The organism is Alteromonas sp. Cnat2-8 (assembly GCF_022348355.1).
Lineage (GTDB): Bacteria > Pseudomonadota > Gammaproteobacteria > Enterobacterales > Alteromonadaceae > Alteromonas > Alteromonas macleodii.
This window is the reverse complement of the sequence record NZ_JAKREX010000003.1, coordinates 211,553-237,490: the sequence shown is the minus strand read 5'-3', so window position 1 is coordinate 237,490 and position 25,938 is coordinate 211,553. Positions and strand designations below refer to the sequence as shown.

The window sequence follows — 25,938 nt, the reverse complement described above, 5'->3', positions numbered from 1 at the left end:
TCAGCATTCGCTTTTTCAAACCTCCTTTACCCACTCATCCAACAGCGCTCCTTGCGGATTGCCTGCCTGTATCATTGTTAAGAACAATCAGGCGGATAATTGGGCTTACCGAGTACCGTTGCAGTTACACGAACAACTTAGGTTCTGTCTATCTACCGGTGGTCATAAGACGGCGTAATCCCAGATGTAAAAGGATTAACCGACCACGTACCTTTTGGTCAGAGCGCATCAACAATATTTCGCTCATTGCGGTTGACGGTATTTATCAACAGTTCACTTACGTTAACCATATTGCCCAGCCTAGCCCCCAGCCAGCTTATTGTTAGCCAGCTATGCATACTCTCACGAGTTAAGACACTGCTTACGCAGGGGTACATTGTCAGGAAGCTTCGCACCATGCCGTTACCAGCATCGCACTATCCCTAGACTACTGTTAGCCGTATAACAGGTCTCACTACCGATTTGCCAAAAGCAAAACGGTGAGACAATAACTACAACAGCTTACGCCGGTAGATCTTAGGTCGAATTATTTATAAGGCTTAACACCCTAAAGCATTTATTTCTGGCCGAATCAAAACCCACAGTTACATAATGTTGCGATAGCATCAGCTTCGCTACCTAAGAGAGAACAATCTTAGGACTGTGTATTTCGATTGGTTCGTTGTGATGCGATAACGGAATCGTTTCGCTTTTATAAACAATCGCAAACACGATTGCGCGACACCATTACTTAATGAAGTAATGATTCCGGCATTCGATGTTCACTCCCCGAATACCGGAGTCGACTACTAAATTTGCAGGTGGGCTAGTGGCACTAACTTATAAAAGTTAGTGCACACCATCAATATAGCCTGCTAGGTTAGCGACCTACGCGACTCTCGTCGCACTACATCATGCCGCCCATTCCGCCCATGCCGCCCATATCAGGCATTGCTGGTGCGTCTTCTTTAGGTAGTTCAGCTACCATTGCTTCAGTTGTGATCATTAGTGAAGCAATTGAAGATGCGAACTGTAGTGCAGAGCGCGTTACTTTAGTTGGGTCAAGAATACCCATCTCTAGCATGTCGCCGTAAGTATCGTTACCTGCGTTGTAACCGTAGTTACCTTCGCCGTTCTTCACTTCGTTAACTACTACAGATGCTTCTGCACCTGAGTTGATAGAGATTTGACGTAGAGGCGCTTCCATTGCACGTAGTGCAAGCTTAATACCTACTGTTTGGTCGTCGTTGTCGCCAGTAAGGTCAGCAAGTTTAGCTGCTGCGCGAACTAGTGCTACACCACCACCAGGTACCACACCTTCTTCAACCGCTGCGCGAGTTGCGTGTAGTGCATCTTCTACGCGGTCTTTCTTCTCTTTCATTTCAACTTCAGTTGCTGCACCAACTTTAATTACTGCAACACCGCCAGAAAGCTTAGCTAGACGCTCTTGAAGCTTCTCTTTGTCGTAGTCTGACGTAGAGTCTTCAATTTGACCTTTGATTTGAGCACAACGGCCTTCAATCGCTTCTTGGTCGCCGTTACCGTCAACAACTGTTGTGTTGTCTTTGTTGATAACTACGCGCTTAGCAGTACCTAGGTCTTCAAGCTGAACTTTTTCAAGGTCTAGACCAATTTCTTCAGAGATTACTGTACCGCCAGTTAGGATAGCGATGTCTTGAAGCATTGCTTTACGACGGTCACCGAAACCTGGTGCTTTAACCGCTGCAACTTTAACAATACCGCGCATGTTATTAACTACTAGTGTAGCAAGCGCTTCGCCTTCAACATCTTCAGCGATGATCATTAGCGGCTTACCCGCTTTCGCTACGCCTTCAAGGGTAGGAAGTAGTTCGCGGATGTTAGAAATCTTCTTGTCAACCAATAGGATGAACGGGTTGTCTAGTTCAACAGTACCGTTTTCTTGGTTGTTGATGAAGTATGGAGATAGGTAACCGCGGTCGAACTGCATACCTTCAACAACGTCTAGTTCGTTTTGAAGTGCCTGACCTTCTTCTACAGTGATAACACCTTCTTTACCTACTTTTTCCATTGCCTGAGCAATGATGTCGCCAACTTCTGAATCAGAGTTTGCAGAGATAGTACCTACTTGAGCGATAGACTTGCTGTCTGCACAGTCAGTAGACAGAGCTTTAAGCTCTTCAACTGCTGCCGCAACCGCTTTGTCGATACCGCGCTTAAGATCCATTGGGTTCATACCCGCTGCAACGCTCTTAAGACCTTCAGTAACGATTGCTTGAGCAAGTACAGTAGCAGTAGTTGTACCGTCACCTGCTTCGTCGTTCGCTTTAGACGCAACTTCTTTTACCATCTGCGCGCCCATGTTCTCGAACTTGTCTTCAAGCTCGATTTCTTTCGCTACAGACACACCATCTTTAGTGATAGTTGGTGCACCGAAAGACTTGTCTAGAACAACGTTACGGCCTTTTGGACCTAGTGTTACTTTAACTGCGTTAGCTAGTGTGTTTACGCCTTTTAGCATTTTACTGCGAGCGTCATCACCAAAACGTACTTCTTTAGCTGCCATGATTAAATTCCTCTAAAATTCGTTTTAACGTTAGTTGTAATTACTCAACAATCGCTAGAATGTCGCTTTCGCTTAGGATTAGTACTTCTTCACCATCCAGCTTTTCTGTTTTAACGCCGTAACCGTCGTTGAAAATAACGGTGTCGCCTACTTTAACGTCTAGCGCTTTAACTTCGCCGTTCTCAAGAATGCGACCGTTACCTACTGCGATTACTTCGCCGCGTGTAGATTTTTCTGCTGCAGAACCAGTCAGAACGATACCGCCTGCAGATTTGCTTTCTTGCTCTGCGCGCTTAAGGATTACGCGGTCGTGTAAAGGACGAATTGCCATTTTCAAGTCTCCTGAAAATTCCACTATTCAAATGAATGTAATTGTCGACATTCAGATAATCTAAATGCCGTGTGTTTAAGGTTGCTCATTGCTGAGCAGTTAAAATCGTTTCTGCACGGATAGATGGGGTAGTACCCAGATAACTTCAAGGGTTTTTAAGCAAAAAAATGTAAAAAATTTGGTTTTTTTGCTAAATACTTCTTTTTATTGGGCAAGTAAACGCCGTTTATCGCGGTAAACGGCGCTCATAACCTGATGGAGAGGGCGTTGGGGCTCGCTATTTTAAGCGCTTATCTGGGTCGTTAGTGGTGTGATCGGTGTACTCACCTTCAAACACATCACCATCGCTATTATGTGAGCGTGAACGCTGGTCGAAAGGACTTTGCCCAAACGGTGACTGACCCTGTCCGAAGCCTGCAGTTCCCGGCCCCATACCCGGAGCGACAACACGCATTTTCATGTGCTTACTGACCTGAGCAGCAAAGAAGTGACGAGAGCCTGGCATTGCCAATAAGAAGCCGAAAATATCGGTAATAAAGCCTGGCGTCACAAGTAAAATACCCGCAACCACCAGCATCAAGCCTTCAACTAGTTCTTTTCCTGGCACTTCATTTCGCTGCATTTTTTCTTGTGCCGTTTGCAGCGTACTCACGCCTTCGCGTTTAACAAAGTAAGCACCAATAAAGGCAGAAAGAAGTACCAAGCCAACGGTATTCCAACCACCGATCACGCTGCCCACATTTATCAGCAACGCAATCTCTAAAATAGGTAATAGGGCAAACAGTATAAATAAAACCCGCAAAATGCTTCCTCTTTCATGTATTCATAACCTGTTATAGGGTCTTTGTACGTAATAACAAGAAAAGGTGCCCACCCTTTCGCTTAAATAGCCACTTAAAGCGACCGATAACGACCGTGATATACTGTAGCTATGAAAGAATAGTGCGACTTTTCAGGTCAATTACATATCGACCCATTAGCAAAGTAACAGGCGCGAAATAAAGTAGGAAAAGTTCATGACAATTAAGCTTGTATTGTGCACCACGCCCGATGAAAAGACAGCGCAGTTAATTGCCAGCACGCTCGTTGAAGAAAAGCTTGCCGCCTGCGTCAACATAATCAAGGGTATAGAGTCCGTTTATGAGTGGCAGGGGAAGGTGGAAACCGACGTAGAATGCCAACTGCTTATTAAAACGAACACACGACACGTTTTACAGGCCTTCGATAGAGTAAGCGAACTACATCCGTATGATGTCCCTGAATGGTTAGAACTTAATGCTGAGGCTAGCAGCGCTTACGGTCAGTGGTTACAAACCACGCTACAGCGCTAGTTAAAACGTAATTCTAATAAAAATAACGATAACGCAAAATAGATAAAAATGAACTGTAACTTTATGACTTTACCTTCTTTCTCATCAGGCAATGCATCAGCTTCGCTGTTCCAGCGCTTTACTGCTTATGTTCTCTCAGCGTTCTGTTTAATGACGTTATTAACCACGTTCGCATTGGCTCAGGTGCCCAATGCCTTTGACGATCCGTTCGTGGATGAACCCCAGTTTTTGGATGTAGACCAAGCGTTTGCGTTCGACTTTAACCAAGAAGACGATGTGCTTACGGTAAGCTTCGATATTGCCGACGGCTACTACCTTTACCTAAAGCAGTTTAAGTTTGTGGCGAAACAAGCCGAAATTGGCGAGCCTGAGTACCCAAATGGGGTAATGATTCAGGATGAGTTTTTTGGCGAGTCTGAAGTGTTTTACAACGGCGTATCTATTACTTTGCCCATAGAATCAGCGAGCAGTGACGGCGTAGTAAAAATTCGCTATCAAGGCTGTGCTGACGCAGGGCTTTGCTACCCGCCAACAGTGAAAGTCGTGTATTTAAATGAAGTGGGAAGCAGTGCAGTTGCTGAGACAGATACGGCCTCAGAACCAAATAACGCAGCAACTTCTTCACAAAGCGAGCAGTTCGATTTAGCGCAAAGGCTAATCGATAAAGATAACCTTGCTCTTACTTTAGCTCTATTTTTTGCACTAGGCGTAGGCTTAGCCTTTACACCTTGCGTATTCCCGATGTATCCCATTGTGTCGGGCATTGTGATTGGTCAGGGCAAACCTAAAACCGCATCGCATTCATTCTGGCTAACCTTTGTTTACGTTCAAGGTATGGCGATCACATACTCACTGCTTGGATTAGTGGTTGCGGTAGCCGGCGCGCAGTTTCAAGCTGCGCTTCAACACCCTGTAGTACTCGGCGTATTCATTGTGCTATTTGTGGCGCTGGCCGTTGCTCTGTTTGGTGGCTTTGAAATTCAGCTACCGGCAAAGTATCAAGAAAAGCTCACTCACATGAGTAACAATCAAACACCCGGCAGCTTTGCAGGGGTGTTTATTATGGGTGTATTGTCTGGTCTTATCGCTTCACCCTGCACTACTGCCCCGCTTACTGGCATATTACTATTCATCGCTCAAACTGGCGATATGACGCTAGGTTTTGTTTCGCTTTACTTGTTAAGCATAGGTATGGGCGTACCCCTCATTCTGTTCGGCATGACGGGTGGTAAGCTGCTACCTAAGGCGGGTAACTGGATGAATGTGGTTAAAGTTACCTTTGGCTTTATGATGCTTGCCGTGGCCATTGTGTTTATTGAGCGTTTATATAATAGCCCTGCCACTGGCTTCCTATGGGGATTGCTTGGTTTCGGTTTGTTCGGCTATTACTGGGCACTTAACCGCGCCAGCAAAAACTCACTGATGAAGCTTGTACGTGCTGTTGTGGTTGCAATAGGCATTATGGGAAGTGCTGGCCTTACCTATCAAGCAGGGCTCAACACCGGACTTTGGGGCGAACATGCTGATGGTGTTCACGCAGGGCACCCAGACTTTGTTGTTGCGCGAGATTTGGCAGACTTACGCAATAAAATTGCGGCGGCTAACGCACAAGGTAAAACTGTGATGGTCGATTTGTATGCCGACTGGTGCGTTGCCTGTAAGGAATTTGAAAAGTACACCTTCCCAGACGAGCAAGTGATATCTGCGCTTAGCAATACAGTATGGATGCAAATGGATCTTACCGATAACACACCAGAACGTCAGGAGATTTTTGACACCTTCACTGTGCTAGGCCTGCCAACCATTTTGTTCTTTGACAAAAACGGCGACGAGCTAACCAAGGCCCGTGTTACCGGGTTTATGAAAGCAGACGCCTTTGCCGGTCATGTAAACGAGTGGCTTAACAATGGGTCTGACGTTAATGATGCTCAAAGTGGTCGCTTGGACTAAGGCGCTTCTATTCGAGGCCTTTCCTCCTTTAATATGGCGAGCGGTGCGAAGCGCCGCTCTTTTTATTTTGGGTAGAGACGGGTTTCAGAAAAGAAGGTTGGCTTCAATGCTGGCCTTCTTATTTATTTCGCTCACTTTTTCCCTATCAATAACAGCGAAAACCACGGGGTGCTTCGATAACAAGCGCTTTTGTTTTGAGCTTACGCCTTCGTCTTCTTCTCTTTTTCTAGTCTCGGTACAAAGAAAAGTAGAATTGCCCGTAGCGCTAACTCTGTATTCCAATGTGATGCAAGACATTCCCACAGGCAATGGGGAGCTTAAATCAAAAGCCCACGTTAATGCATTTTTAGATACCAATGACCAAGTGCCCCTTGGCGTAGTAAAAAATGCCGACGCATTCTGGGATTCTATGCGCGTTAAATGGACGGTGGGGCGCGTAGACGCGATACACGACAACGCCTATACGTATCTGCCACCGCTACAACCAGCTAGCAAATACCGTATTGTGCAAGGCTTTAACGGCAATTTTAGTCATTCTGGTGCGTCAAGGTATGCTCTCGATTTTGCCGCGCCTGTAGGTACACCTATTTTAGCCGCCCGGGAAGGCGTAGTGATCGACACGAAAGATGACGGCACGAAAGGCGGGCCAACGCCGAAGTTTGCAAAATACGCTAACTACGTTGTTATTCTTCATAGCGACGGAACCACCGGCGAATACTACCACCTGAAATATAAAGGTGTTGTAGTAACAAGAGGGCAAACTGTAAAGCGCGGGCAGCTTATCGGTTATACCGGCAATACGGGGTTTTCTTCCTTACCCCACCTTCACTTTGGCATTTATGTAGCCAAATTCCATGGTAAGTACGTGAGTGTGCAGTTTTCGCTCGACAGCGCCCTAACTAAGGCCTCGCCTTAGCATTTATAGCAATACATACTGATACTTTTCGTCAAAACTACCATCTCATCCCCCACTAACGCCTTCTGAGAGTGCAGCATGCTGCGGTTTCACAGGCAGCAAATAAGCAAACTTTCCAATAAACTTTGCGCCGAAAACACCTGATTAGACCAGTATTTTGCTGCGAAATCTTTATCTATCACTATAATCAGCATTTAACACAATAAACGAGCAAATTAATTGGCTTTTTTTCGTGCAACTGTCACAAAAGTTTGTTGAAATGGCAATAACCGTGACTTTTTCCCGAAGATAGCAGCAAACTAGATGAATATTTTGTTATTGAACGGCCCTAACCTGAATATGTTAGGCCAAAGAGAACCCGACAAATACGGCACACAAACCTTGCAAGACATCGTAGATGATTTGCAGGCGCAGGCTGCGTCAAGCAACGTGACCTTAACGCATTTTCAGTCAAACGCTGAGTTTGAACTGATTGATCGCGTGCACGCTGCTATGGGTACTGTTGATGCCATTATTATTAATCCTGCTGCCTTCACGCACACCAGCGTCGCCCTTCGCGATGCATTATTAAGTGTCAATATCCCGTTTATTGAAGTGCATTTGTCGAACGTTCACGCCCGTGAACCGTTTCGTCATCATTCCTATTTTTCTGATGTTGCAGCTGGCGTCATTGTTGGCCTTGGTGCCATGGGCTACTCGCTCGCGCTAACTGCAGCAATCAACTTACCGAAATCGCATAAATAAAGCAGAGACAGAACATGGATATTAGAAAGATTAAAAAACTCATCGAACTAGTGGAAGAATCTGGCATTGCCGAGCTAGAAATCACTGAAGGCGAAGAGTCTGTACGCATCCACCGTGGCCCAACGGGTGTTCAAGCGCCAATGAACTACAGCTTTGCAGCACCTGCTGCACCGCAAATGGCTCCTGCTCCAGCGGCGGCCGCTACCACTGCTTCTGAAGCACCAGCAGAGCCAGCTCAGCCAGAAGGTCACGTTGTTAAGTCTCCAATGGTAGGTACGTTCTACCGTGCATCTTCACCAACGGCAAAAGCATTTGCAGAAGTGGGTCAGCAAGTGAAAGTTGGCGACACGCTTTGTATCGTTGAAGCGATGAAGATGATGAACCAAATTGAAGCAGATAAAGCCGGTGTGGTTAAGGCAATCTTGGTTGAAAACCAAGACCCTGTAGAATTCGACCAGCCAATGTTCATCATTGAATAAGCGAGTGCTTAACTATGCTAGATAAAGTACTTATTGCTAACCGTGGTGAGATTGCCCTGCGTATTTTGAGAGCCTGTAAAGAACTAGGCATCAAAACCGTAGCGGTGCACTCTACTGCGGATAAAAACTTGAAGCACGTGTTGCTGGCTGACGAATCAATTTGTATTGGTAAAGCATCGGCAACCGAAAGCTACCTGAACATTCCTCGCATTATCGCTGCTGCAGAAGTCACTAACTCTATTGCTATTCACCCAGGTTACGGTTTCCTAGCGGAAAACGCAGACTTTGCTGAAGCGGTAGAAAAAAGCGGCTTTATTTTCATTGGCCCTAAAGCTGAAACTATCAACCTTATGGGTGACAAAGTTTCTGCTATCAACGCCATGAAAAAAGCAGGCGTACCGTGTGTCCCCGGTTCCGACGGCCCGCTAACTGACGACGTAGAGCGCAACAAAGCCATTGCTAAGCGCATTGGTTACCCAATCATCGTTAAAGCTGCGGGCGGCGGCGGTGGTCGTGGTATGCGCGTGGTGCGCAGCGAAGCTGAGTTGATTAAAGCCATTGAAACAACGCAAGCAGAAGCTGGCGCTGCATTTGGCAACTCAACGGTTTACATGGAAAAATTCCTTGAGAACCCACGTCACGTTGAAATTCAGGTATTAGCCGATGGCCAAGGTAACGCCATTCACTTAGGTGAGCGTGACTGTTCAATGCAACGTCGCCACCAAAAAGTGGTTGAAGAAGCGCCTGCACCGGGTATTTCTGAGCAAATGCGCACCAAGATTGGCGATCGCTGCCGCAAAGCCTGTATTGAAATTGGCTACCGCGGAGCAGGTACTTTCGAGTTCCTATATGAAAACGGTGAATTCTATTTCATTGAAATGAATACCCGTATTCAGGTAGAGCACCCTGTATCTGAAATGATCACAGGCGTTGACCTTATTAAAGAGCAGCTTCGCATTGCAGCTGGTCAGCCACTGTCAATTGATCAGTCGCAAATTCAAATTCGTGGCCACGCTATTGAATGTCGAATTAACGCAGAAGATCCACAAACCTTTATTCCTAGCCCTGGTCCTATCGATATGTTCCATGCGCCAGGTGGTTTAGGTATTCGTTGGGAGTCGCATATTTACGCGGGCTACCACGTACCTCCTTACTACGATTCAATGATAGGCAAGCTTATCACTTACGGTGAAAGCCGCGACGAAGCGATTGCTCGTATGCGCCACGCCCTTGAAGAGATTGTAGTTGAAGGAATTAAAACGAATATCCCTCTTCAGCGTGCCATTATGGCCGATGAAAACTTCTTCGCGGGTGGAACCAACATCCACTACCTAGAGAAGAAGCTAGGTTTAGCCTAATCCCCCCTTTGGGCTACACGCTGTTTTTTGTGTAGCCCAATTTTCTTTCTTCGCTATTCGCTATTCGCTATTCGCTATTCGCTATTCGCTATTCATCACATTCTAATTTTCCGATTACTACAATCAATTTTTAACGATTTTCCTATTTAAAACTTGGTTCTATACTGCATACAAGTTTTAAGACATCTCCCTGAGTTTTAATGCTTTTGTGTGTTTTACCCTCATTGGAGTCCCACTCCACTTATTGCCGGCATCCCTGCCGGCTTTTTTTTTGTATTTTTTTCCTTAAACCGCTATTCGTTGCGCTAAGTAATTAGATTTAATGTATAAACTACTTAATCATGTTGTTTAGGGTTAAACAGGTGCGAAATCTTTTTTTGTTTATTTTACCGCTGATAGCCATTGCAGGAACTAACGCGCAGGCAGAACAAATAGCGCCCACCTTCTCACAGAAGCTAGATATTCAGGTTCGTTACGATAATCGTTCCAACCGCCCGAGCCGCGAACAATATCGACTGCGTTACTATCCCTCTCTTGCCATCACTTCTGCGTGGTCAGTAAACAGCTTTGTGGTGACTGGCGATGACTTTTCATCAAGTCACAATACATTCGGCAGCGACAACACTGATTATCTCTACGCAAGGCGTCTGTACTTAAGGCATGAAACCGATTCGGGGAAAACTGAGTTAGGTGTTATTCCAACTTACAAAGGGCGTGTTTCTTCCACCGGCTTGTCGAAAGATGGTTGGATAACGGGGGTACGTCATGTGAGGCAATTGCAAAACGACACCGCCATTGAAATAGTCGTTGGTCAACTTGCAAATGCTGAAGCATCTGAAGCCTTTAATATTGGCGGAGAGGATGAGTATTTCGAAATTGAATATTCGGCCAAGATGGGACAACGACATAGCTACGAAGCCAGTTTTGAAAGAATGCTGAACGGTACATTTGCCAGGGCAGAATATCGATTACGTATTAATGAACAAGATACCGCGTTCATTGAATTAGTGCAGCGTACTGATGAAAGTGCTGCGAAAGTTGTAGTGGGCACCAGCGGCGAATTCGCTGCAAGCGCTTTTAACACATCATATCCTATCGAATATTTTGCTTACTATTCCTATATAGACAGTAGTTTTGGTGAGCGCGCTGAATTAATTGAAGACTTCCTAGGAACAGGTCACGGCGGCTCTCTGGAATTTAGTGGCGTGCTATCGGAGAAGCATGATGTTGAATGGTTTATAAGAGCTGATGTGGTAGATAGTGTCAGTCGATTACTGGCAGGAGTAAAACTCTCCTTCGATAGTTGAATGAAACGAAGCGCCTACTCCAGATAAAAAAGGCCCATCAAACGATGGGCCAAACAGCAAGAACGCGTACACACTTTAACAGTGCATAATAAGTTACGGCTTGTCGCCATTGTGAGTTCAGTTACCGCAGATTACGTATTTTTAATCTCTTGAGCTTTAAACTTAAAGTTGAGTTTATTAAACTTTAGTCTAATGAAGCGCTAAAGCTCGTACTGTTTAACTCTAATAATCGTAATTTGAAGGTGTTCTTGTGCCCAGCCGTTACGCTCAGTTCAAAGAAAAACTTCCCATTTCCCGACTCTCCGATGAAGCGCTGCTTGCGTTTCGCGTCCTTTTTGATGATCCTCTCGATATCGTAGACTTAGCGCAAGATATATCTGACTTAACGCTTTACCCAGAACGGCTGAAAGACAGTTATAGAAAGGAGTGGGAAGCCTACGTGCTAAAGGCACTGGCGTTTGAGATCAAACAACATACAGACGTTTCTCCTGCAGAGTTCATTGAGCTTGTCATGAACAAGGTAGAAGCGATTCAGCAAAATAACGACACCTATCAAAATCTATTGCGTCAGGTTCAACACGCGAAGAGTATTTTGCAATCAGAAAACACGATCGTTTTTCCTACCCCCATGCGTCAGCAGTTAACTGCGTTTCTTTTGCCGATTACTACTATTTCGCCTCCCAAAAAATAAAGGCAGCTACAACGTAAGGCAGTTCCGCTTCTATAGGAAAGGCTTCTACACGCTACTTATTAGCGCCTTTAAATTTGTATTGAGAGGGGCAGTATCCTCTGTCCACACCTTCAGGGCGCAGGCTGGCATGTTTGGTTTTTCTACCCGACACGCGCTCTCGCCAGTTCTTGAAGGTTTTCTGTTTGAGATTTTTACGCATAAGCTTTATCACATCTTTTTCAGGCAGCCCGTATAAACGCTCTATTGCCTCGAAAGGCGTACGGTCTTCCCACGCCATTTCAATTACCCGTGATTCTTGTTCTTCAGTTAATGCCATTTCTTACATCTCAATATGCGTGTTTAACCCCACTACATACTTATTTTCGGCTCATTTTGTTCAGTTCAACTACGCTAAAATTCCAAACAATTAGTGGCCGACTTAAACGCTCACTTGCTCATCGTCTTTTTCAAACGCTAGCTTCAACAACTCGGCGGCGGCTTTCGCATCGCTCAGCGCGCGGTGATGCTGCTCCATTTCTATGTGAAAATGCTTTGTTAAGTTTGCCAGCGAGTAAGAAGGCAGCCCAGGATAGGTGCGACGCATTTCGCGAACGGTACACATTTTGGGTCGCCTGAAACTCTGCTCTAGTCTTGCAAACTCTTGCTTAATGAACCCGTAGTCAAAGTTTACGTTGTGAGCAACGAACACAGCGTCTTCGGTGAAATTTGCCACGTGTTCCGCTACTTCAGCAAAAAGCGGAGCATCTGCCACCATGTCATCCGAAATTCCAGTAAGGCGGGTAATGTTGCTAGGAATGCGGCGCTGCGGATTTAACAGGGTTTGAAACCTGTCTACCTCTTTCCCACCAACAAGTTTTACCATACCTATTTCGGTAATCCGGTTGTAGCTGCTGTTTCCCCCAGTGGTCTCTATATCTACCACAACATAAGGCTGTGCTGGGTCGCGTATCCATTTCACTGTTGTTACCGCAACGTCAAATCCAGCTTGCTGCAAACGTTGAATTGAAACCAGCTGATTTCGGCGAAGCTGATCGCCAGGCGCTTTGATTTCTTCAAAGCGAAGTGCGCCGTCAAATACCATGATATCGGGGAAGCCATCTCGGAGGCTCTCAAAGTCTTTGCACATCATGCGAAGTAAAGCATAAATAGAATCTAGCGAACCATGCTCAATTAGCGCTTCTATAGGCGTAAGCAAATGACTAGACCACATAAACAGGCTATTCACTTTGCCATAGTGCATCGTGGCCATTTTGTGAATATGAAAACGCAGTTTTTCTTTGCTATCAAGCGCCTGTAACAACGCTTCAATACTGTGTTCAAACTTGGCGTAAAAGTTATTCTGTTTAAGCGATAACGGTCTGCGATCAAACTCAGTAACCAGCGTGTCTTCTTCGTAAAGTTGCTTCCAAAAGGTAAGGCCGAACAAAGTGCGCCATAATCGGTTTTCCGTGCGCCAGCCTTCAATGCCGTGCCTTGCATAATGCGCCAGCACACCACGCTCAACCTGTTGGTTTTGGCTTACGTCAATATCCAGTGTACGGCTAGCATTGCGAAGCATGTCGGTAACCGTGCTGGTGCGTTTTTTGTGGTATTTACGGGCATAGAAATCTTCTGCAAATGCTAGCAGCGTATCCGATTGCGGATTATCAATTATCTCTTCAAGGGTCTGTTTAACACTATTTTCATTTCCGTCCTTGTAGTTCTCTCTTAACCACTTTTCTTTTGCCTTATCGCTTTGCGCCGCTTTCAATACTTCTAGCCCTTTCGCTCTATCAAACATCAGCACTTTTAGACCTAGTGCATAGAGAAACTGGTCGCGATAAAAACATGCCGACACACCTTCTGTAATGGGCAGTTCACCTTCGGCAATGGCAAGCAACATATCATCGTTATAAAAAGCTAACTGGCTGTAATGGTTGGCGTAAAACCATGACGCTTGGGCGTCGCTTTTAGTTTCAAAACGCGCCGTATCCGTTACGGAATCAGAACGGGTTCTCATTACGCCTAAATCGCGCATAGAAAACTGATTTAGGCGGCTTTTGGTGTTACCAAAATAGATAAACAGCAAATAGCGAAGTGCATCGTCGAACAAGCACACTAAGTAGTTATCTAGCGAAAAACGCTCTGGCCAGCCTCTAGCTTCGATATGTTCATTAAGCAACGTCACGAGTTTAGGCTTGGTGAGAGATGCGAGCCCCTGAATACTGCCGTATTCAGCAAGTAGCTCAAGCAGAGCATCTTTGGTCAAGACACCAGCGATGTCATTAAGCGAAGCGTGGGTAAGGTCACCAAACCAGCCGTTGTCGGTAAGCCAATCTATTTGCTCTTGTGGCACAGCGATTTCGCTATAATTGAACTGCGTCCTGTCAATCACTGCGTACTTGCGATTTGCAGCGCGCACAACAATACACTGTTTGTCATCGTCTAACGCTTTAAAACGCCTAACAAAATCAGTGGCTTCGTCACTTAGAAGCGCCCTGCTAGCACCCTCAAAGAACCCAAGGAACTCGTGAAAGTGTGTAAGGTAATAACGTGGCGGTAAATCTTTTCGCATGAGGTATCTTTGGCTATGAAAACACCAATAGTGTATATTTATACAGCCACGCGAATCAAATTAAATCCTCCGCGATTGGGTATCACATCTGCTGCCAATAGTGCACAGCGTGTACTTTTACACGCGTACGCGCTGTTTAGACACCCAATGAAAGAACGAAGAAAGCTGCGCATCTGCCAATAAACGCTGCAAATTGAAGTAGTGTTTGGCCAACGTCATCTCATCATAAAATCGATGTATACCGCTGTGACATTGTCTGCAAATGTAAATGCCGTCCTGAAGCTCCGCTTTGCTAAAGTGCTTTTTAAAATAGGTACGCCTGTGCATTTTTCGCGGAATAAGATGATGGTAAGTAAGGCGAGTTTCTCTATTACAGCACGGGCATTGACCAACTTTATTTGCCACAAGGTCACCTTTTTCGTCTATCACATCTATTATTTGTGCACCCAGTTTTCTGATTACTCATAAGCGTCAAATGGCAGTCTTGTCCTTTTCCCTTAAAATCAGATACAAGGGGCGTGTCTAAAAGAAAATCCACTCGTCTTTGCATTACGTAACAAATAGCATTAGTGATTACAAAGGCATTTAAATATGAGTTTAACTCGTTCCATGGGCTTTTCCTGTCCTTACTGCATGGCTCCAAATGATGTTGAAATAGATGAAATTAACGATGTTGGCCAAGTACAGGTGCTCGACTGCCAAGTGTGTTGTCAGCCCATTGAGCTTACTGCTTATCAGCACGGTGATGACATTCAGATAGAGGCAGAAAGAGAGAATGACTAAGCAGTTTACCCGCGGTGATATAGACGCCCTTGCACAGCGCTACCGCGCAAACCTAATTAATAGTTTGTCTGGTTTTAAATCGGCGACTTTGGTGGGTACAACAAACGGCGTTACAAACAATTTGGCTATAGTGAGCTCTATTGTTCATGTCGGTGCAAACCCGCCTCTCATTGGCATGATCATGCGTCCACATACCGTCACGCGAGATACGTTGAGCAACATAAAACAGCAGGGCTTTTATACGCTAAATCACGTGGCTGTTGACTGGGTCGACAAAGCCCACCAAACATCAGCCCGCTATGCGCCAGATGAAAGTGAATTTGAAGCCGTTGGGTTAACCGCGCAGATCAGTGAGTCCTTCAGTGCGCCGTATGTCAAAGAAAGTGAAATTAAAATGGGCTTAAAAGTAGCACAGCATTTTACTTTGCTTAATGAAACCGAAATGGTTATCGGCGAAATCCAGGAGCTCTACGTTCCTGAGCAAATAATAGATTCAGACGGCTATGCAGATATAGAGCAAGCGCAAACGGCCTGTATCTCAGGCCTAGACAGCTACCACAGCACACAACGAATTGCGCAATTTGCGTATGCAAAGCCCGATGTAAAGTTAACCGTGAAGTGAACTAATAAACTGTCCAACGGTCTTACATTCAATACTTAAGGTTGTAACTCTGAAGTTTATTTAATCTGGATCAAGCGAAAATGCGACATTTCGTTCGATCTTTTTTCAAAAAGAGATAGTATTTAAACATGAAACAAAACCTGCCTCTTTGGGCAGGTTTTTGCGTTTAAGGCACTGAATAAAAAAGAATCATTATCGTTTCTATCTCTTAAGGAGAATGTTATGAAATCTGTAAATCGCCGTGACTTTTTAAAGCTTTCTGGCTCGACAGTTATCGGTCTTACATTAGGTGGTGTAGCGTTACGTGCTCAGGCTCAAGAACAATTGAGTGCTGATGACCCTACTGCAAAAGCACTGAACTACACACCGTCGTCAACTGTTGAAGGTGCAAAATGCGCAAACTGCATGTACGTGCAGGGCGCCGATGGCGAACAACACCGCCCTTGTAACATTTTCCCTAATAAGCTTGTTAACGCTGATGGCTGGTGTAGCGCTTGGGTGAAAAAGCCTGGCTAACCAATCGAAAGAAAAGACGTTCAAAAGCCCTTGAGTTAAACCAAGGGCTTTTTTCGTTTCTGTTGAGGCGAAATACGATTATGTATCCTCATTTCCCGCTAGCGAACTACATCAATTCCGTCTTCGATACCTTTTAGCGCTGGGTTGTCAAAACGTGTAGGCAGAAGGCCAGGCTTAATGAAGAAGCCGTGTTTTGCTTCAAAGACTCTACCTATTTTCAACACGCTTTCGTCTTGCCACTTTCCACCAATAAAGCTAATCCCCACAGGAAGATCTTTCACCTGTCCAGCGGGCACTGTGAGATGCGGATATCCTGCAATTGCGGCCAAATACCCGATACCGATAAAACCGACAGGCGAATGGTCACCATATACGCCGTCTATTAAAAAAGAAGGGCTGTTTGAGGGCGCAACTAGTACATCAACATTGTGCTTTGCTAACAACGTATCAATACCATTTTTGCCCGCCGTGTCTTGAATAAGGCGCAGTGCATTTTGATACTTTTCGCTGTCAATGGCTGCCGACGCGAGCGATTTTTCGAAAATGTCTTGATTGAATAGCGCTAACTCGCGCTCTGTTTTGTTATTGAAATCGATAAGCTCAGACAAGTTCCTTGCAGGGAGGTCTGCCGGCGACCCCGACAAGTATTCGTTAATACTATGATGGAACTCGCTCAGCAGAACATTATAGGAGTCGGCCCAAAATGAATCTGGCTGAGAGAAGTCACTGATGTCCACCAGCGTCGCGCCCGATGCTTTAAGCTGGTTCAACGCCTTTTCATAAACAGCCAGTACATGAGGGTTATCGCCCTGGCGGTACCTAACCACACCAATACGCTTGCCTTTTAAATCTGTAGCCAGCATTGAAGATGTTGGCATAGAAGGGCGGTGAGACTCTGCGTCTAGTGTCGCGTTATCGCTTGCATCAGGGCCCGCCATGATTGCCGTCATTAGCCAGGCGTCTTGAACGTTAGACGTCATTGGTCCTGCGGTGTCCTGACTGAAAGAAATAGGCACTATGTGAGTTCTGGAAAGCAAGCCCACGGTTGGTTTAAAGCCGACTACCCCGTTTATGGATGCCGGACAAATAATAGAACCATTGGTTTCGGTGCCCACGGCAAGTGACGCGAGGCGAAGTGACATGGCAGCGCCCGAGCCCGATGACGAGCCACAAGCACTTCTTGATAGCATATGCGGGTTTCGGGTAAGCCCGCCAACTGCACTCCAGCCGCTGATAGAGGATTCAGAGCGAAAGTTTGCCCATTCAGACAAATTGGTTTTACCCAAAATAATTGCCCCTGCCGCTTTCAGTTTTTCTACGATAGGCGCATCGCGACCAGTGTAATTAGCAATAAGCGCCATTGAGCCGGCTGTGGTGGGCATCTCTTTACTTTCTATATTATCTTTTAGCAGCACGGGAATACCTGCCAGAGGGCCAAGCGTCTCGCCATTCGCGAGTCGTTTATCGATGGCCTTCGCTTCGTTCAGCGCGTTAGGGTTCAACGCTAAAACGCTATTTACCTTTTCATCTAGCCGTTCGATTCGCGCAAGATAACCGCTAACGAGCTCAGCAGATGTCGTGTCGCCACTCGCAATCGCTTGCGCCTGAACGTGAGCAGGCTTATCTAACCATTGCTCAATCTTATCTGTATGATTTGCTTGAGACACGCATGCAGTGCATAGCACGACTACGGCCAGCAAAAAACCCTGTTTCAACATAAACCTTTCCTTAACGTATGATCCTAGCGCCTGTTACTCCTTCTTATTATGCAGCTTTTGACGGCAATAGAAGGTAACGTAATGTTAGTTTCTTATACGTTGAATCAGAAATAGTTCACTGTCTAAGAATTATTTTGCCGTTTCCGCTACGGGAAGCTTATGAAGGAGGTTATCGAGCTTATATTCATCAAGCAGTAACTGATACCGCCCATCTTCAATAAATAGCCGAAGGGTGGCGTTGAACTTGGCTCTTAGCGCTGGGTCGGGGATTGCAGCACTGTAAGGCGATATAGGAAAAAGCTCATGAAAGACGGTTGCGTCTTCGGCATAAGCACTGTTTGCAGATTTGAAGTAGTTGAAAATATTTCTATCGAGAATGGCAACATCGACACTGCCGCGCATCAGCATGTCCACTTGACGATCTTGTCGTGCCATTTCTATATAGGTAGTTTGCGATGCAAGAGTTCGCCCAAAGTCCTCACCTAATACCGATTGAGCGGTTTGAAAAGCAATGACGCTTTTACCTTTCAAATCGTCGATACTGTCTATCGTCAGTTCTCTGTCTGCCCGTGTTACCACGACGTTCTGATAGATAATATATGGCTCAGATAAAATGCTTTGATCGACCGTGTGTGCAGGGTTAAGGGTAAGTCCAATGTCAACGGCGTCATCTTTTAATAACCTTGCCGTACGCCCGAAAGGAACATAAATAGGCGACAATCCATATCCCATTTCAGCAAGGATCGCCCGCACCAAGTCAACTTCAAAGCCGGTGTGCTCTTGTGAAATAACGTATGGAGGCTTGTTCCAGCCTACAACCACATCTAGCTCTTTCGCGCTAAGCGGTATGATAAAACACAGTAAACAAACAGCAGATAAAAGTGCGCGCATACAACAGATGAACCAGACTATAAATTAAACGATACCCTTCTCATAATATAAACTTATATTAGAATTTCACCAGTCGACAAAAGGTTAGTTTTTCTCGAGGCTTACGTAATCAATTGAGCAGCCAAGTTTTATTGGGTACTTGAGAGCCTGTTGAGAACCAAAGTGGTTAGATTTGATCATGCCTCTGTAAGCATCGCGTTTTCATTTACTGAAAGCTTTTCGCTTGCCTGCATTTTGTTTACTGCCAAGCAAAGGTACAATAATGCGCAAAGGTCTCAATGAACGATAACTATGGCTTGGCTACAACTTCGAATTAATACCTCCTCTGAACATGCAGAATCAATAGGCGACATGCTGACGGCCAACGGCTCACAAGCAGTGACCTATGTGGATGCGAAAGACACCCCTATGTACGAGCCCAAGCCGGGTGAAGTGTTACTGTGGCCCGATACACAAGTTGTCGGCTTATTTGAAGCTGATGCCGATATGAAAGGCATCCTTCAGCGCTTGGGTAAAGCCAAAGTATTAGGCCCTGATTTTAAATATAAGCTTGAGCCACTTGAAGACAAAGACTGGGAGCGAGAGTGGATGGATAACTTCCATCCCATGCAATTTGGCGAGCGCTTGTGGATATGCCCAAGCTGGCGCGATGTTCCCGATCCAAACGCGGTTAACGTAATGTTAGACCCAGGTCTTGCCTTTGGTACTGGCACGCACCCTACCACAGCGCTTTGCTTGCGCTGGCTAGACGGCATAGATATGACGGATAAAACCGTTGTCGATTTTGGCTGTGGCTCTGGAATATTAGCGTTAGCTGCGCTGAAGTTGGGCGCTAAGCGCGTCATCGGCATTGATATCGACCCGCAAGCGCTACAAGCAACAAAAGAAAATGCACGACGCAACGGCGTTGAAGACCGTTTGGATGTATACCTTCCTGAAGACCAGCCTGAGCTCGAAGCCGATGTCGTGATGGCGAACATCTTGTCAGGTCCATTACTAGAACTTCAAAGCGTGATTACAAATTACTGCAAATCAGGCGGTTTGTTAGTCCTTTCTGGCATTTTGGCGGAGCAAGTTACGCGCATAGAAGAAGCGTACGCTAACGATATCACCCTTGAACCCAGTGCCATTGATGGCGAATGGGCGAGAGTATCGGGCAAAAAACACTAAGTTTGAGCGATGAACCGACCAGTCGGTGAAAATTACGCCCAGTTAGAATAGTGTGTTTTCGGTCAACCACCTCAAAATTGCGACGAAAATTTGTACGACAAAGCACGTTACCGCCTAATTAATTGTTAATTTTTTTCACATTACAGCCCTTTCAAATCGGGGGCTGTAAGACTTTCGTACAATATTTAAACTAAAAATCGACGTTAGCTTACTAATGTGACAGATTTTTTTCACTGTCAAGACCACGGAGTGAAATTTTGTGCGATTTTTAGCCTTTTCAAGCCTTGCGAAAACACGTACACTTAGCGCCCCGTTTTAGCCGGGTGTATATTTTCTGTGCAGTTTTAGATGGCGAGCTATACATTTTACAATGCGAATTGGACCTTACGAGTTAGAAAACAATTTGATGTTGGCCCCCATGGCTGGCGTAACAGACAGACCGTTTCGCCAACTTTGTAAGCGCTTAGGTGCAGGGCTTGTTGTTTCAGAAATGCTTTCGAGTAATCCGAAAGTTTGGAACACAGCTAAATCACAAGCGCGTATGAATCATGAGGGTGAAGAAGGCATTCGCTCTGTACAGATAGCTGGGGCTGATCCTGAGCTTATGGCTCAAGCAGCACAATTTAATGTTGAGAACGGTGCGCAAATCATCGATATCAACATGGGTTGTCCTGCTAAAAAGGTCAACAAGAAGCTAGCAGGTTCTGCATTGCTTCAATACCCAGACACAGTGGAAGCGATTATTAAAGCAGTAGTTAATGCTGTTGATGTACCCGTGACACTAAAAATTCGTACCGGCTGGAACCCAGAAAATCGCAATGGGGTAGAGATTGCCCGCATTGCAGAGCAAAACGGCATACAGTCGCTTGCTGTTCACGGCAGAACACGAGCTTGTATGTATAAAGGAGAAGCTGAATACAGCACCATACGTCAAATAAAGGCGGCAATTTCAATTCCTGTTATTGCAAATGGTGATATTACTTCTCCAGAGAAAGCACAAGAGGTGCTGAATTACACCGGTGCAGATGGCGTAATGATAGGTCGCGGCGCGCAAGGTAAACCTTGGATATTTAAGCAAATCCAACATTATCTTGAAACGGGCGAGAACCTACCAGCACCGCCGCTGTCAGAGTTATATGAACTCTTGCATGAGCACGTAGCCAATGTGCAGGACTTTTATGGCGACATAGCCGGTGTGAGAATTGCCCGTAAGCACGTGGGCTGGTATCTCGCGGAGCACGATACGGATCGTCAGTTTCGTAAAACGTTTAACGCTATCGATGATGCGAATGAGCAACTCGATGCACTAAATGCATATTTTCAAGCGCTGCAGACACGAGAAACCCGACAGATTTCTCCCGCAGCATAGTGATGACTAACTTAAGAGCAACACAGTATTATGTTCGATCAAAACGTGACTTCACCTTTTACTACTACAGTAACTACGCCTTCACAAACGCAAGCTCAAAAGCCACTGCGTGACTCTGTAAAGCAAGCGGTTAATAAGTACCTTAAGCAATTGGATAACGCAAACATCGATAACCTGTACGAAATGGTACTGGCTGAAGTTGAAGCGCCGCTGCTAGAAGAAGTCATGACTTACACACGCGGCAATCAAACCCGCGCTGCCATCATGATGGGCATCAACCGTGGCACACTTCGCAAGAAGCTTAAGCAATACGGCATGAACTAAGATTCCAAGGGCTTTGCCCACCAAAGAGCACCAATCGGTGCTCTTTTTGTTTCAACACTACAACATTAGAAACTTAAAATTTATGCAAACACCAAAACCAATTAAACGTGCTCTCCTTAGTGTCTCTGATAAAACCGGTATCCTCGATTTCGCGACAGCGCTGCATAACGCTGGCGTAGAACTTCTGTCGACGGGCGGTACTGCTAAACTTCTCGCTGACGCTGGCTTACCTGTTAAAGAAGTGTCTGATCACACAGGTCACCCAGAAATTATGGCTGGCCGCGTTAAAACCCTTCACCCGAAAATTCATGGCGGTATCCTTGGTCGTCGCGGTACCGATGAAGCAGTGATGGAAGAACACAGCATTGCGCCGATCGACCTTGTGGTGGTTAACCTTTACCCGTTTGCTGCTACCGTGGCAAACGAAGACTGTACGCTAGAAGATGCGATTGAAAATATTGATATCGGTGGGCCAACGATGGTTCGCGCTGCAGCGAAAAACCATAAAGATGTCACTATTGTTGTTAATGCGGCGGACTACTCTCGCGTGCTTGCAGAGATGAACGACAACAATGGCTCGTTAACGTACAACACCCGTTTTGACCTTGCGATTAAAGCGTTTGAACATACGGCCGAATACGACGGCATGATTGCAAACTACTTTGGTGCTCGTTTAGACAGCACAGGTTGTGAAGCAGACTGTGACCACCAGCACAGTGAATTCCCACGTACCTACAACATGCAGCTTACTAAGAAGCAAGACCTTCGCTACGGTGAAAACAGCCACCAGGAAGCGGCTTTCTATGTTGAAAACAACATTCAAGAAGCGTCTGTTGCCACTGCTACCCAGCTTCAAGGTAAAGAACTTTCGTTTAACAATATCGCTGATACCGATGCGGCGCTAGAGTGCGTGAAAGAATTCGAAGAGCCAGCATGTGTAATCGTTAAGCACGCTAACCCATGTGGTGTAGCGATTGGCGAAGATATTTTAAGTGCCTATGACCGCGCGTTTAAAACTGACCCTACGTCTGCATTTGGCGGCATTATCGCATTTAACCGCGAGCTTGATGCGAAAACAGCGCAAGCGATTGTTGACCGTCAATTTGTGGAAGTAATTATTGCGCCGACAGTAAGCGATGAAGCGAAAGAAGTAGTAAGTGCGAAGAAAAACGTACGTCTTCTAGCGTGTGGCGATTGGGCTGGTCAGCTAACTGAAGGTTATGACTTTAAGCGCGTAAACGGCGGTTTATTAGTACAAGAGCGCGACTTCGGCATGGTTGAAATGGAAGACCTAGAAGTTGTGACTAAGCGTAAGCCAAGCGAAGATGAACTACGCGACCTTATGTTCTGCTGGAAGGTAGCAAAGTACGTGAAGTCTAACGCGATTGTTTACTGCAAAGACGGTATGACGGTAGGCGTGGGCGCAGGCCAAATGAGCCGTGTTTACTCTGCAAAAATTGCGGGTATTAAAGCAGCTGATGAGAACCTTGAAGTTGCAGGCTCTGTAATGGCGTCTGATGCATTCTTCCCATTCCGCGACGGTATCGACGCTGCAGCTGAAGCAGGTATTAAAGCAGTCATTCAGCCAGGCGGCTCTATGCGCGACCAGGAAGTCATTGATGCCGCTGACGAGCACGGCATTGCGATGGTGTTCACGGGTATGCGCCACTTCCGTCACTAATAAGTATTTACGCAATACCTTTTAGTGCAGGCTTAGTGAGGGACACCAACACCTAAGTTAAACACGCAGTAAAGTGGCGTTTAGTGGCTTTACTGTGTGTTTGTTATTTTTCCTTAACCCTTTTAAATACGCAGACTCGAGGTCATTTGCTTGGTTGTAGTGAAATCTCATCGAAGCGACAGAGTTGCGAATTATTCTGCTAAGGCGTAAGTGCAAATAGGGGTTAGCTGATAGGCTTGATCTGACCCGTGGTAATTTGTAGTAATAGTGTTATGTTATTCGCCTACCCTCGACAGAAAAAGGAAATAAGAATGAAAAAGTTAGCCCAATATGTGTTAGCCGCAACCCTAGGTGTAAGTGCTACTTATGCCAGCGCAGATGCGATTTCTGATGCCGCAATGAGCGATATCCGCTCTGCTAGTGCAAAAGTACGCGATGAGTACCGTAATCCTCAGCAAACACTGCGCTTTTTTGGCCTTACCCCAGACATGACTGTGGTAGAAATCTCTCCCGGTGGTGGTTGGTACGCCGACATCCTTTATTCTGTTGTAAAAGATAACGGTAAGTATGTAGCTGCTCACTTTTACGTGGATGATGAAACCAGCGGTTACTTTAAAAAATCGGTGGAAGGCTTCAAAGAAAAAATGAAGCCGGGCATGAAGTACGAAGGTGCTGAGCTTACTGCATTCGACCCAATCAAAGCGTTAGATATTAGCGACGCAGGTAGTGCCGATATGGTGCTGACGTTTCGCAACGTACACAACTGGTATATGCGTCACGGTGACGAGGGTATCGACAATGCATTTGGCGCATTTTTCAAAGCGCTTAAGCCAGGGGGCGTACTGGGCGTAGTGGAACATGAGCTTCCTGAAAGCGCAGATGATGAAGCAATGAAGAAAAGTGGCTACATGAAGCGTTCTTACGTTGTGGCTGCCGCCGAAAAAGCAGGCTTTGTGCTTGAAGCAAGCAGCGATGTCAACGCTAACCCAATGGATACTGCCGACCACCCGAAAGGTGTGTGGACGCTACCTCCACGTTTGGCGCTAGATGATCAAGATCGCGAAAAATACATGGCGATTGGCGAGAGCAATCGCATGACGCTAAAATTCACCAAACCAAAATCATAAAATTAAACACTCAAAACGGAACAGTTAATGAACGTACTTGTAATTGGCGGCGGTGGCCGCGAACACGCGCTAGCGTTTAAAGCAGCGCAGTCTTCTGATGTTTCAACAGTATTTGTAGCACCTGGCAATGCAGGCACAGCTACAGAACCTAAGCTTGAGAACGTAGCTATCGATGTAAATGATATTGCTGGCTTGGTTTCTTTTGCTCAAGGTAACGATGTTGAGCTTACTATTGTAGGCCCAGAAGCGCCGCTAGTTGCAGGTGTTGTTGATGCGTTCACTAACGCAGGTTTAATGATTTTTGGTCCCACTCAAGCTGCCGCGCAGCTTGAGGGCTCTAAAGCTTTTACCAAAGACTTTTTGGCTCGCCACAACATTCCAACGGCCGAGTATCAAAACTTCACAGAAATTGACCCAGCTATTGCCTATGTGCGTGAGAAAGGCGCGCCGATTGTAGTAAAGGCTGACGGTCTTGCTGCGGGTAAAGGTGTTATTGTTGCGATGACCCTTGAAGAAGCGGAAGACGCTATCCGCGACATGCTGGCAGGTAACGCGTTTGGCGAAGCCGGCAGCCGCGTAGTTATTGAAGAATTCCTAGACGGTGAAGAAGCGTCGTTCATTGTCATGGTAGACGGCAAAAACGTACTTCCTTTTGCCACCAGCCAAGACCACAAGCGTGCTGCTGACGGTGACAAAGGGCCGAACACAGGCGGAATGGGTGCATATTCTCCGGCTCCGGTTGTAACGCAGGACATTCACGACCGTATTATGCAAGAAGTGATTATGCCAACAGTTAACGGCATGGCTGCTGAAGGCAACGACTACGTTGGCTTTCTATATGCTGGCCTTATGATTATGGCCGATGGCACTCCGAAGGTAATCGAATACAACTGCCGCTTTGGCGATCCGGAAACTCAGCCAATCATGCTGCGCTTAAAGTCTGACTTAGTTCCACTTTGCCAAGCAGCGTGCAAAGGCGAACTTGCTGGCGAAACGATTGAGTTTGATGAGCGCGCGTCGGTAGGTGTTGTGCTTGCCGCTGGCGGCTATCCAGGCAGCTATGATAAAGGCGACGTGATTACTGGTTTCGAAGAAGCCGCTAAGTTAGACGGAAAGGTTTTCCATGCAGGCACCGCCCTTCAAGATGGCGAAGTGGTAACCGCAGGTGGCCGCGTACTTTGCGCTACAGCTTTGGGTAACAACGTTACCGAAGCGCAGCAAAAAGCCTACGAGCTACTAAAAGCCATTCAGTTTAAAGATGTGTACTACCGCACTGATATCGCGCACCGTGCGATTGCGCGTGAAGCTGAAGCCAAGTAGCCGAAAGCCTCATAGAAAGTGCTAAATGAACGCAGCGTAATGCTGCGTTCTTACATAATTACGAAAAGCCAGGGTGTGAATTCTACGCCCCCCACTTTTACTCTTACCTACTCTTACCACTTACTCACCATGCTAACGTGCAGTAAACGCAGAAATCGTAGTTTCCCAGCTACATATCACTGCTTAACCTGATACTAACGCTCAACACAAAAGAAAACTCGCGCTCAGTACA

At 46.0% G+C, this 25,938-nt stretch carries 25 protein-coding genes; 17 read left to right on the top strand and 8 right to left on the bottom strand.

Annotated features, from left to right (window positions below):
• Positions 1 to 886: 886 nt before the first annotated feature.
• The 3 genes from groL to MHN00_RS08910 form a co-directional block, all read right to left on the bottom strand.
• Positions 887 to 2,524 carry a chaperonin GroEL gene (gene groL, locus MHN00_RS08920; RefSeq protein WP_014951270.1) on the bottom strand — a complete coding sequence of 546 codons (1,638 nt, stop codon included), beginning with the start codon at positions 2,522 to 2,524 and terminating at the stop codon, positions 887 to 889.
• A 40-nt stretch (positions 2,525 to 2,564) separates the two neighbouring features.
• Complete coding sequence (locus MHN00_RS08915; protein ID WP_012520088.1) at positions 2,565 to 2,855, bottom strand: co-chaperone GroES; 291 nt, start codon at positions 2,853 to 2,855, stop codon at positions 2,565 to 2,567.
• 277 nt (positions 2,856 to 3,132) lie between these two features.
• On the bottom strand, positions 3,133 to 3,657 hold the full coding sequence (locus tag MHN00_RS08910; protein WP_014951271.1) for an FxsA family protein: 525 nt from the start codon (positions 3,655 to 3,657) through the stop codon (positions 3,133 to 3,135).
• 214 nt (positions 3,658 to 3,871) lie between these two features.
• On the opposite strand from MHN00_RS08910, the gene cutA reads away from it, so the two are divergent.
• The 8 genes from cutA (at position 3,872) to MHN00_RS08870 (ending at position 11,631) form a co-directional block, all read left to right on the top strand.
• Entirely contained in the window at positions 3,872 to 4,186 is a 315-nt protein-coding gene (gene cutA, locus MHN00_RS08905) for a divalent-cation tolerance protein CutA (RefSeq protein ID WP_075177199.1), read from the top strand.
• A 63-nt stretch (positions 4,187 to 4,249) separates the two neighbouring features.
• Positions 4,250 to 6,136, top strand: a complete 1,887-nt coding sequence (locus MHN00_RS08900) for a protein-disulfide reductase DsbD (RefSeq protein WP_239300934.1) — start codon at positions 4,250 to 4,252, stop codon at positions 6,134 to 6,136.
• A 106-nt stretch (positions 6,137 to 6,242) separates the two neighbouring features.
• Positions 6,243 to 7,052, top strand: coding sequence for a M23 family metallopeptidase (locus MHN00_RS08895; RefSeq protein WP_075177198.1), 810 nt, complete (start codon positions 6,243 to 6,245; stop codon positions 7,050 to 7,052).
• 303 nt (positions 7,053 to 7,355) lie between these two features.
• A complete protein-coding gene (aroQ, locus tag MHN00_RS08890; protein ID WP_014951275.1) occupies positions 7,356 to 7,796 on the top strand; it encodes a type II 3-dehydroquinate dehydratase in 441 nt (146 codons plus the stop codon).
• A 14-nt stretch (positions 7,797 to 7,810) separates the two neighbouring features.
• Positions 7,811 to 8,275 carry an acetyl-CoA carboxylase biotin carboxyl carrier protein gene (gene accB / locus MHN00_RS08885; RefSeq protein WP_014951276.1) on the top strand — a complete coding sequence of 155 codons (465 nt, stop codon included), beginning with the start codon at positions 7,811 to 7,813 and terminating at the stop codon, positions 8,273 to 8,275.
• A gap of 14 nt (positions 8,276 to 8,289) precedes the next feature.
• Positions 8,290 to 9,633, top strand: coding sequence for an acetyl-CoA carboxylase biotin carboxylase subunit (gene accC, locus MHN00_RS08880; RefSeq protein WP_039228980.1), 1,344 nt, complete (start codon positions 8,290 to 8,292; stop codon positions 9,631 to 9,633).
• Positions 9,634 to 9,995: 362 nt separating this feature from the next.
• Entirely contained in the window at positions 9,996 to 10,940 is a 945-nt protein-coding gene (locus tag MHN00_RS08875; RefSeq protein ID WP_061096455.1) for a hypothetical protein, read from the top strand.
• A gap of 250 nt (positions 10,941 to 11,190) precedes the next feature.
• Positions 11,191 to 11,631, top strand: coding sequence for a hypothetical protein (locus MHN00_RS08870; protein WP_075177197.1), 441 nt, complete (start codon positions 11,191 to 11,193; stop codon positions 11,629 to 11,631).
• A 52-nt stretch (positions 11,632 to 11,683) separates the two neighbouring features.
• On the opposite strand, the gene MHN00_RS08865 is transcribed toward MHN00_RS08870, so the two are convergent.
• The 3 genes from MHN00_RS08865 to MHN00_RS08855 form a co-directional block, all read right to left on the bottom strand.
• Entirely contained in the window at positions 11,684 to 11,947 is a 264-nt protein-coding gene (locus tag MHN00_RS08865) for a TIGR03643 family protein (RefSeq protein WP_014977757.1), read from the bottom strand.
• Positions 11,948 to 12,049: 102 nt separating this feature from the next.
• Positions 12,050 to 14,185, bottom strand: coding sequence for an exonuclease domain-containing protein (locus tag MHN00_RS08860; protein ID WP_075177196.1), 2,136 nt, complete (start codon positions 14,183 to 14,185; stop codon positions 12,050 to 12,052).
• A gap of 117 nt (positions 14,186 to 14,302) precedes the next feature.
• Entirely contained in the window at positions 14,303 to 14,590 is a 288-nt protein-coding gene (locus MHN00_RS08855) for a hypothetical protein (RefSeq protein ID WP_230598863.1), read from the bottom strand.
• Between the two features lie 186 nt (positions 14,591 to 14,776).
• Between MHN00_RS08855 and MHN00_RS08850 the strand changes: the two genes are divergently transcribed.
• The 3 genes from MHN00_RS08850 (at position 14,777) to MHN00_RS08840 (ending at position 16,106) form a co-directional block, all read left to right on the top strand.
• Positions 14,777 to 14,968, top strand: a complete 192-nt coding sequence (locus tag MHN00_RS08850; RefSeq protein ID WP_014980678.1) for a CPXCG motif-containing cysteine-rich protein — start codon at positions 14,777 to 14,779, stop codon at positions 14,966 to 14,968.
• The gene (locus MHN00_RS08845; RefSeq protein ID WP_014951284.1) at positions 14,961 to 15,590 is read left to right on the top strand and encodes a flavin reductase; all 630 of its coding nucleotides are present in this window, start codon (positions 14,961 to 14,963) and stop codon (positions 15,588 to 15,590) included. The genes MHN00_RS08850 and MHN00_RS08845 overlap by 8 nt, the downstream gene beginning before the upstream one ends.
• Before the next feature lie 222 nt (positions 15,591 to 15,812).
• A complete protein-coding gene (locus MHN00_RS08840; RefSeq protein ID WP_014951285.1) occupies positions 15,813 to 16,106 on the top strand; it encodes a high-potential iron-sulfur protein in 294 nt (97 codons plus the stop codon).
• A 98-nt stretch (positions 16,107 to 16,204) separates the two neighbouring features.
• Here MHN00_RS08840 and MHN00_RS08835 read toward each other — a convergent pair whose 3' ends face one another.
• Both MHN00_RS08835 and MHN00_RS08830 read right to left on the bottom strand, forming a co-directional pair.
• A complete protein-coding gene (locus MHN00_RS08835; RefSeq protein WP_075177195.1) occupies positions 16,205 to 17,824 on the bottom strand; it encodes an amidase in 1,620 nt (539 codons plus the stop codon).
• Positions 17,825 to 17,953: 129 nt separating this feature from the next.
• Positions 17,954 to 18,715: a transporter substrate-binding domain-containing protein gene (locus MHN00_RS08830; protein ID WP_014951287.1), complete on the bottom strand. Its 762-nt coding sequence runs from the start codon at positions 18,713 to 18,715 to the stop codon at positions 17,954 to 17,956.
• A gap of 291 nt (positions 18,716 to 19,006) precedes the next feature.
• Between MHN00_RS08830 and prmA the strand changes: the two genes are divergently transcribed.
• The 6 genes from prmA (at position 19,007) to purD (ending at position 25,706) form a co-directional block, all read left to right on the top strand.
• Positions 19,007 to 19,885 (top strand): 50S ribosomal protein L11 methyltransferase, encoded by an 879-nt coding sequence (gene prmA / locus MHN00_RS08825; protein ID WP_014977763.1) that lies wholly within the window; start codon positions 19,007 to 19,009, stop codon positions 19,883 to 19,885.
• 370 nt (positions 19,886 to 20,255) lie between these two features.
• The gene (gene dusB, locus MHN00_RS08820; protein WP_014951289.1) at positions 20,256 to 21,254 is read left to right on the top strand and encodes a tRNA dihydrouridine synthase DusB; all 999 of its coding nucleotides are present in this window, start codon (positions 20,256 to 20,258) and stop codon (positions 21,252 to 21,254) included.
• A 30-nt stretch (positions 21,255 to 21,284) separates the two neighbouring features.
• Positions 21,285 to 21,578 carry a DNA-binding transcriptional regulator Fis gene (gene fis, locus MHN00_RS08815; protein ID WP_012520109.1) on the top strand — a complete coding sequence of 98 codons (294 nt, stop codon included), beginning with the start codon at positions 21,285 to 21,287 and terminating at the stop codon, positions 21,576 to 21,578.
• Between the two features lie 82 nt (positions 21,579 to 21,660).
• Entirely contained in the window at positions 21,661 to 23,259 is a 1,599-nt protein-coding gene (purH, locus tag MHN00_RS08810; RefSeq protein ID WP_239300933.1) for a bifunctional phosphoribosylaminoimidazolecarboxamide formyltransferase/IMP cyclohydrolase, read from the top strand.
• Between the two features lie 311 nt (positions 23,260 to 23,570).
• On the top strand, positions 23,571 to 24,386 hold the full coding sequence (locus tag MHN00_RS08805; protein ID WP_039228695.1) for a class I SAM-dependent methyltransferase: 816 nt from the start codon (positions 23,571 to 23,573) through the stop codon (positions 24,384 to 24,386).
• Between the two features lie 27 nt (positions 24,387 to 24,413).
• Positions 24,414 to 25,706 (top strand): phosphoribosylamine--glycine ligase, encoded by a 1,293-nt coding sequence (gene purD / locus MHN00_RS08800; protein ID WP_014951292.1) that lies wholly within the window; start codon positions 24,414 to 24,416, stop codon positions 25,704 to 25,706.
• Positions 25,707 to 25,938: the final 232 nt, after the last annotated feature.

Coding starts and splice junctions, on each gene's coding strand:
- aroQ (WP_014951275.1), top strand. CDS start 7,356: ATGAATATTTTGTTATTGAACGGCCCTAACCTGAATATGTTAGGCCAA.
- accC (WP_039228980.1), top strand. CDS start 8,290: ATGCTAGATAAAGTACTTATTGCTAACCGTGGTGAGATTGCCCTGCGT.
- MHN00_RS08900 (WP_239300934.1), top strand. CDS start 4,250: ATGACTTTACCTTCTTTCTCATCAGGCAATGCATCAGCTTCGCTGTTC.
- MHN00_RS08835 (WP_075177195.1), bottom strand. CDS start 17,824: ATGTTGAAACAGGGTTTTTTGCTGGCCGTAGTCGTGCTATGCACTGCA.
- dusB (WP_014951289.1), top strand. CDS start 20,256: ATGCGAATTGGACCTTACGAGTTAGAAAACAATTTGATGTTGGCCCCC.
- accB (WP_014951276.1), top strand. CDS start 7,811: ATGGATATTAGAAAGATTAAAAAACTCATCGAACTAGTGGAAGAATCT.
- MHN00_RS08840 (WP_014951285.1), top strand. CDS start 15,813: ATGAAATCTGTAAATCGCCGTGACTTTTTAAAGCTTTCTGGCTCGACA.
- MHN00_RS08845 (WP_014951284.1), top strand. CDS start 14,961: ATGACTAAGCAGTTTACCCGCGGTGATATAGACGCCCTTGCACAGCGC.
- cutA (WP_075177199.1), top strand. CDS start 3,872: ATGACAATTAAGCTTGTATTGTGCACCACGCCCGATGAAAAGACAGCG.
- fis (WP_012520109.1), top strand. CDS start 21,285: ATGTTCGATCAAAACGTGACTTCACCTTTTACTACTACAGTAACTACG.
- MHN00_RS08895 (WP_075177198.1), top strand. CDS start 6,243: ATGCTGGCCTTCTTATTTATTTCGCTCACTTTTTCCCTATCAATAACA.
- purH (WP_239300933.1), top strand. CDS start 21,661: ATGCAAACACCAAAACCAATTAAACGTGCTCTCCTTAGTGTCTCTGAT.
- purD (WP_014951292.1), top strand. CDS start 24,414: ATGAACGTACTTGTAATTGGCGGCGGTGGCCGCGAACACGCGCTAGCG.
- MHN00_RS08805 (WP_039228695.1), top strand. CDS start 23,571: ATGAAAAAGTTAGCCCAATATGTGTTAGCCGCAACCCTAGGTGTAAGT.
- groL (WP_014951270.1), bottom strand. CDS start 2,524: ATGGCAGCTAAAGAAGTACGTTTTGGTGATGACGCTCGCAGTAAAATG.
- MHN00_RS08830 (WP_014951287.1), bottom strand. CDS start 18,715: ATGCGCGCACTTTTATCTGCTGTTTGTTTACTGTGTTTTATCATACCG.
- MHN00_RS08865 (WP_014977757.1), bottom strand. CDS start 11,947: ATGGCATTAACTGAAGAACAAGAATCACGGGTAATTGAAATGGCGTGG.
- MHN00_RS08860 (WP_075177196.1), bottom strand. CDS start 14,185: ATGCGAAAAGATTTACCGCCACGTTATTACCTTACACACTTTCACGAG.
- MHN00_RS08915 (WP_012520088.1), bottom strand. CDS start 2,855: ATGGCAATTCGTCCTTTACACGACCGCGTAATCCTTAAGCGCGCAGAG.
- MHN00_RS08850 (WP_014980678.1), top strand. CDS start 14,777: ATGAGTTTAACTCGTTCCATGGGCTTTTCCTGTCCTTACTGCATGGCT.
- prmA (WP_014977763.1), top strand. CDS start 19,007: ATGGCTTGGCTACAACTTCGAATTAATACCTCCTCTGAACATGCAGAA.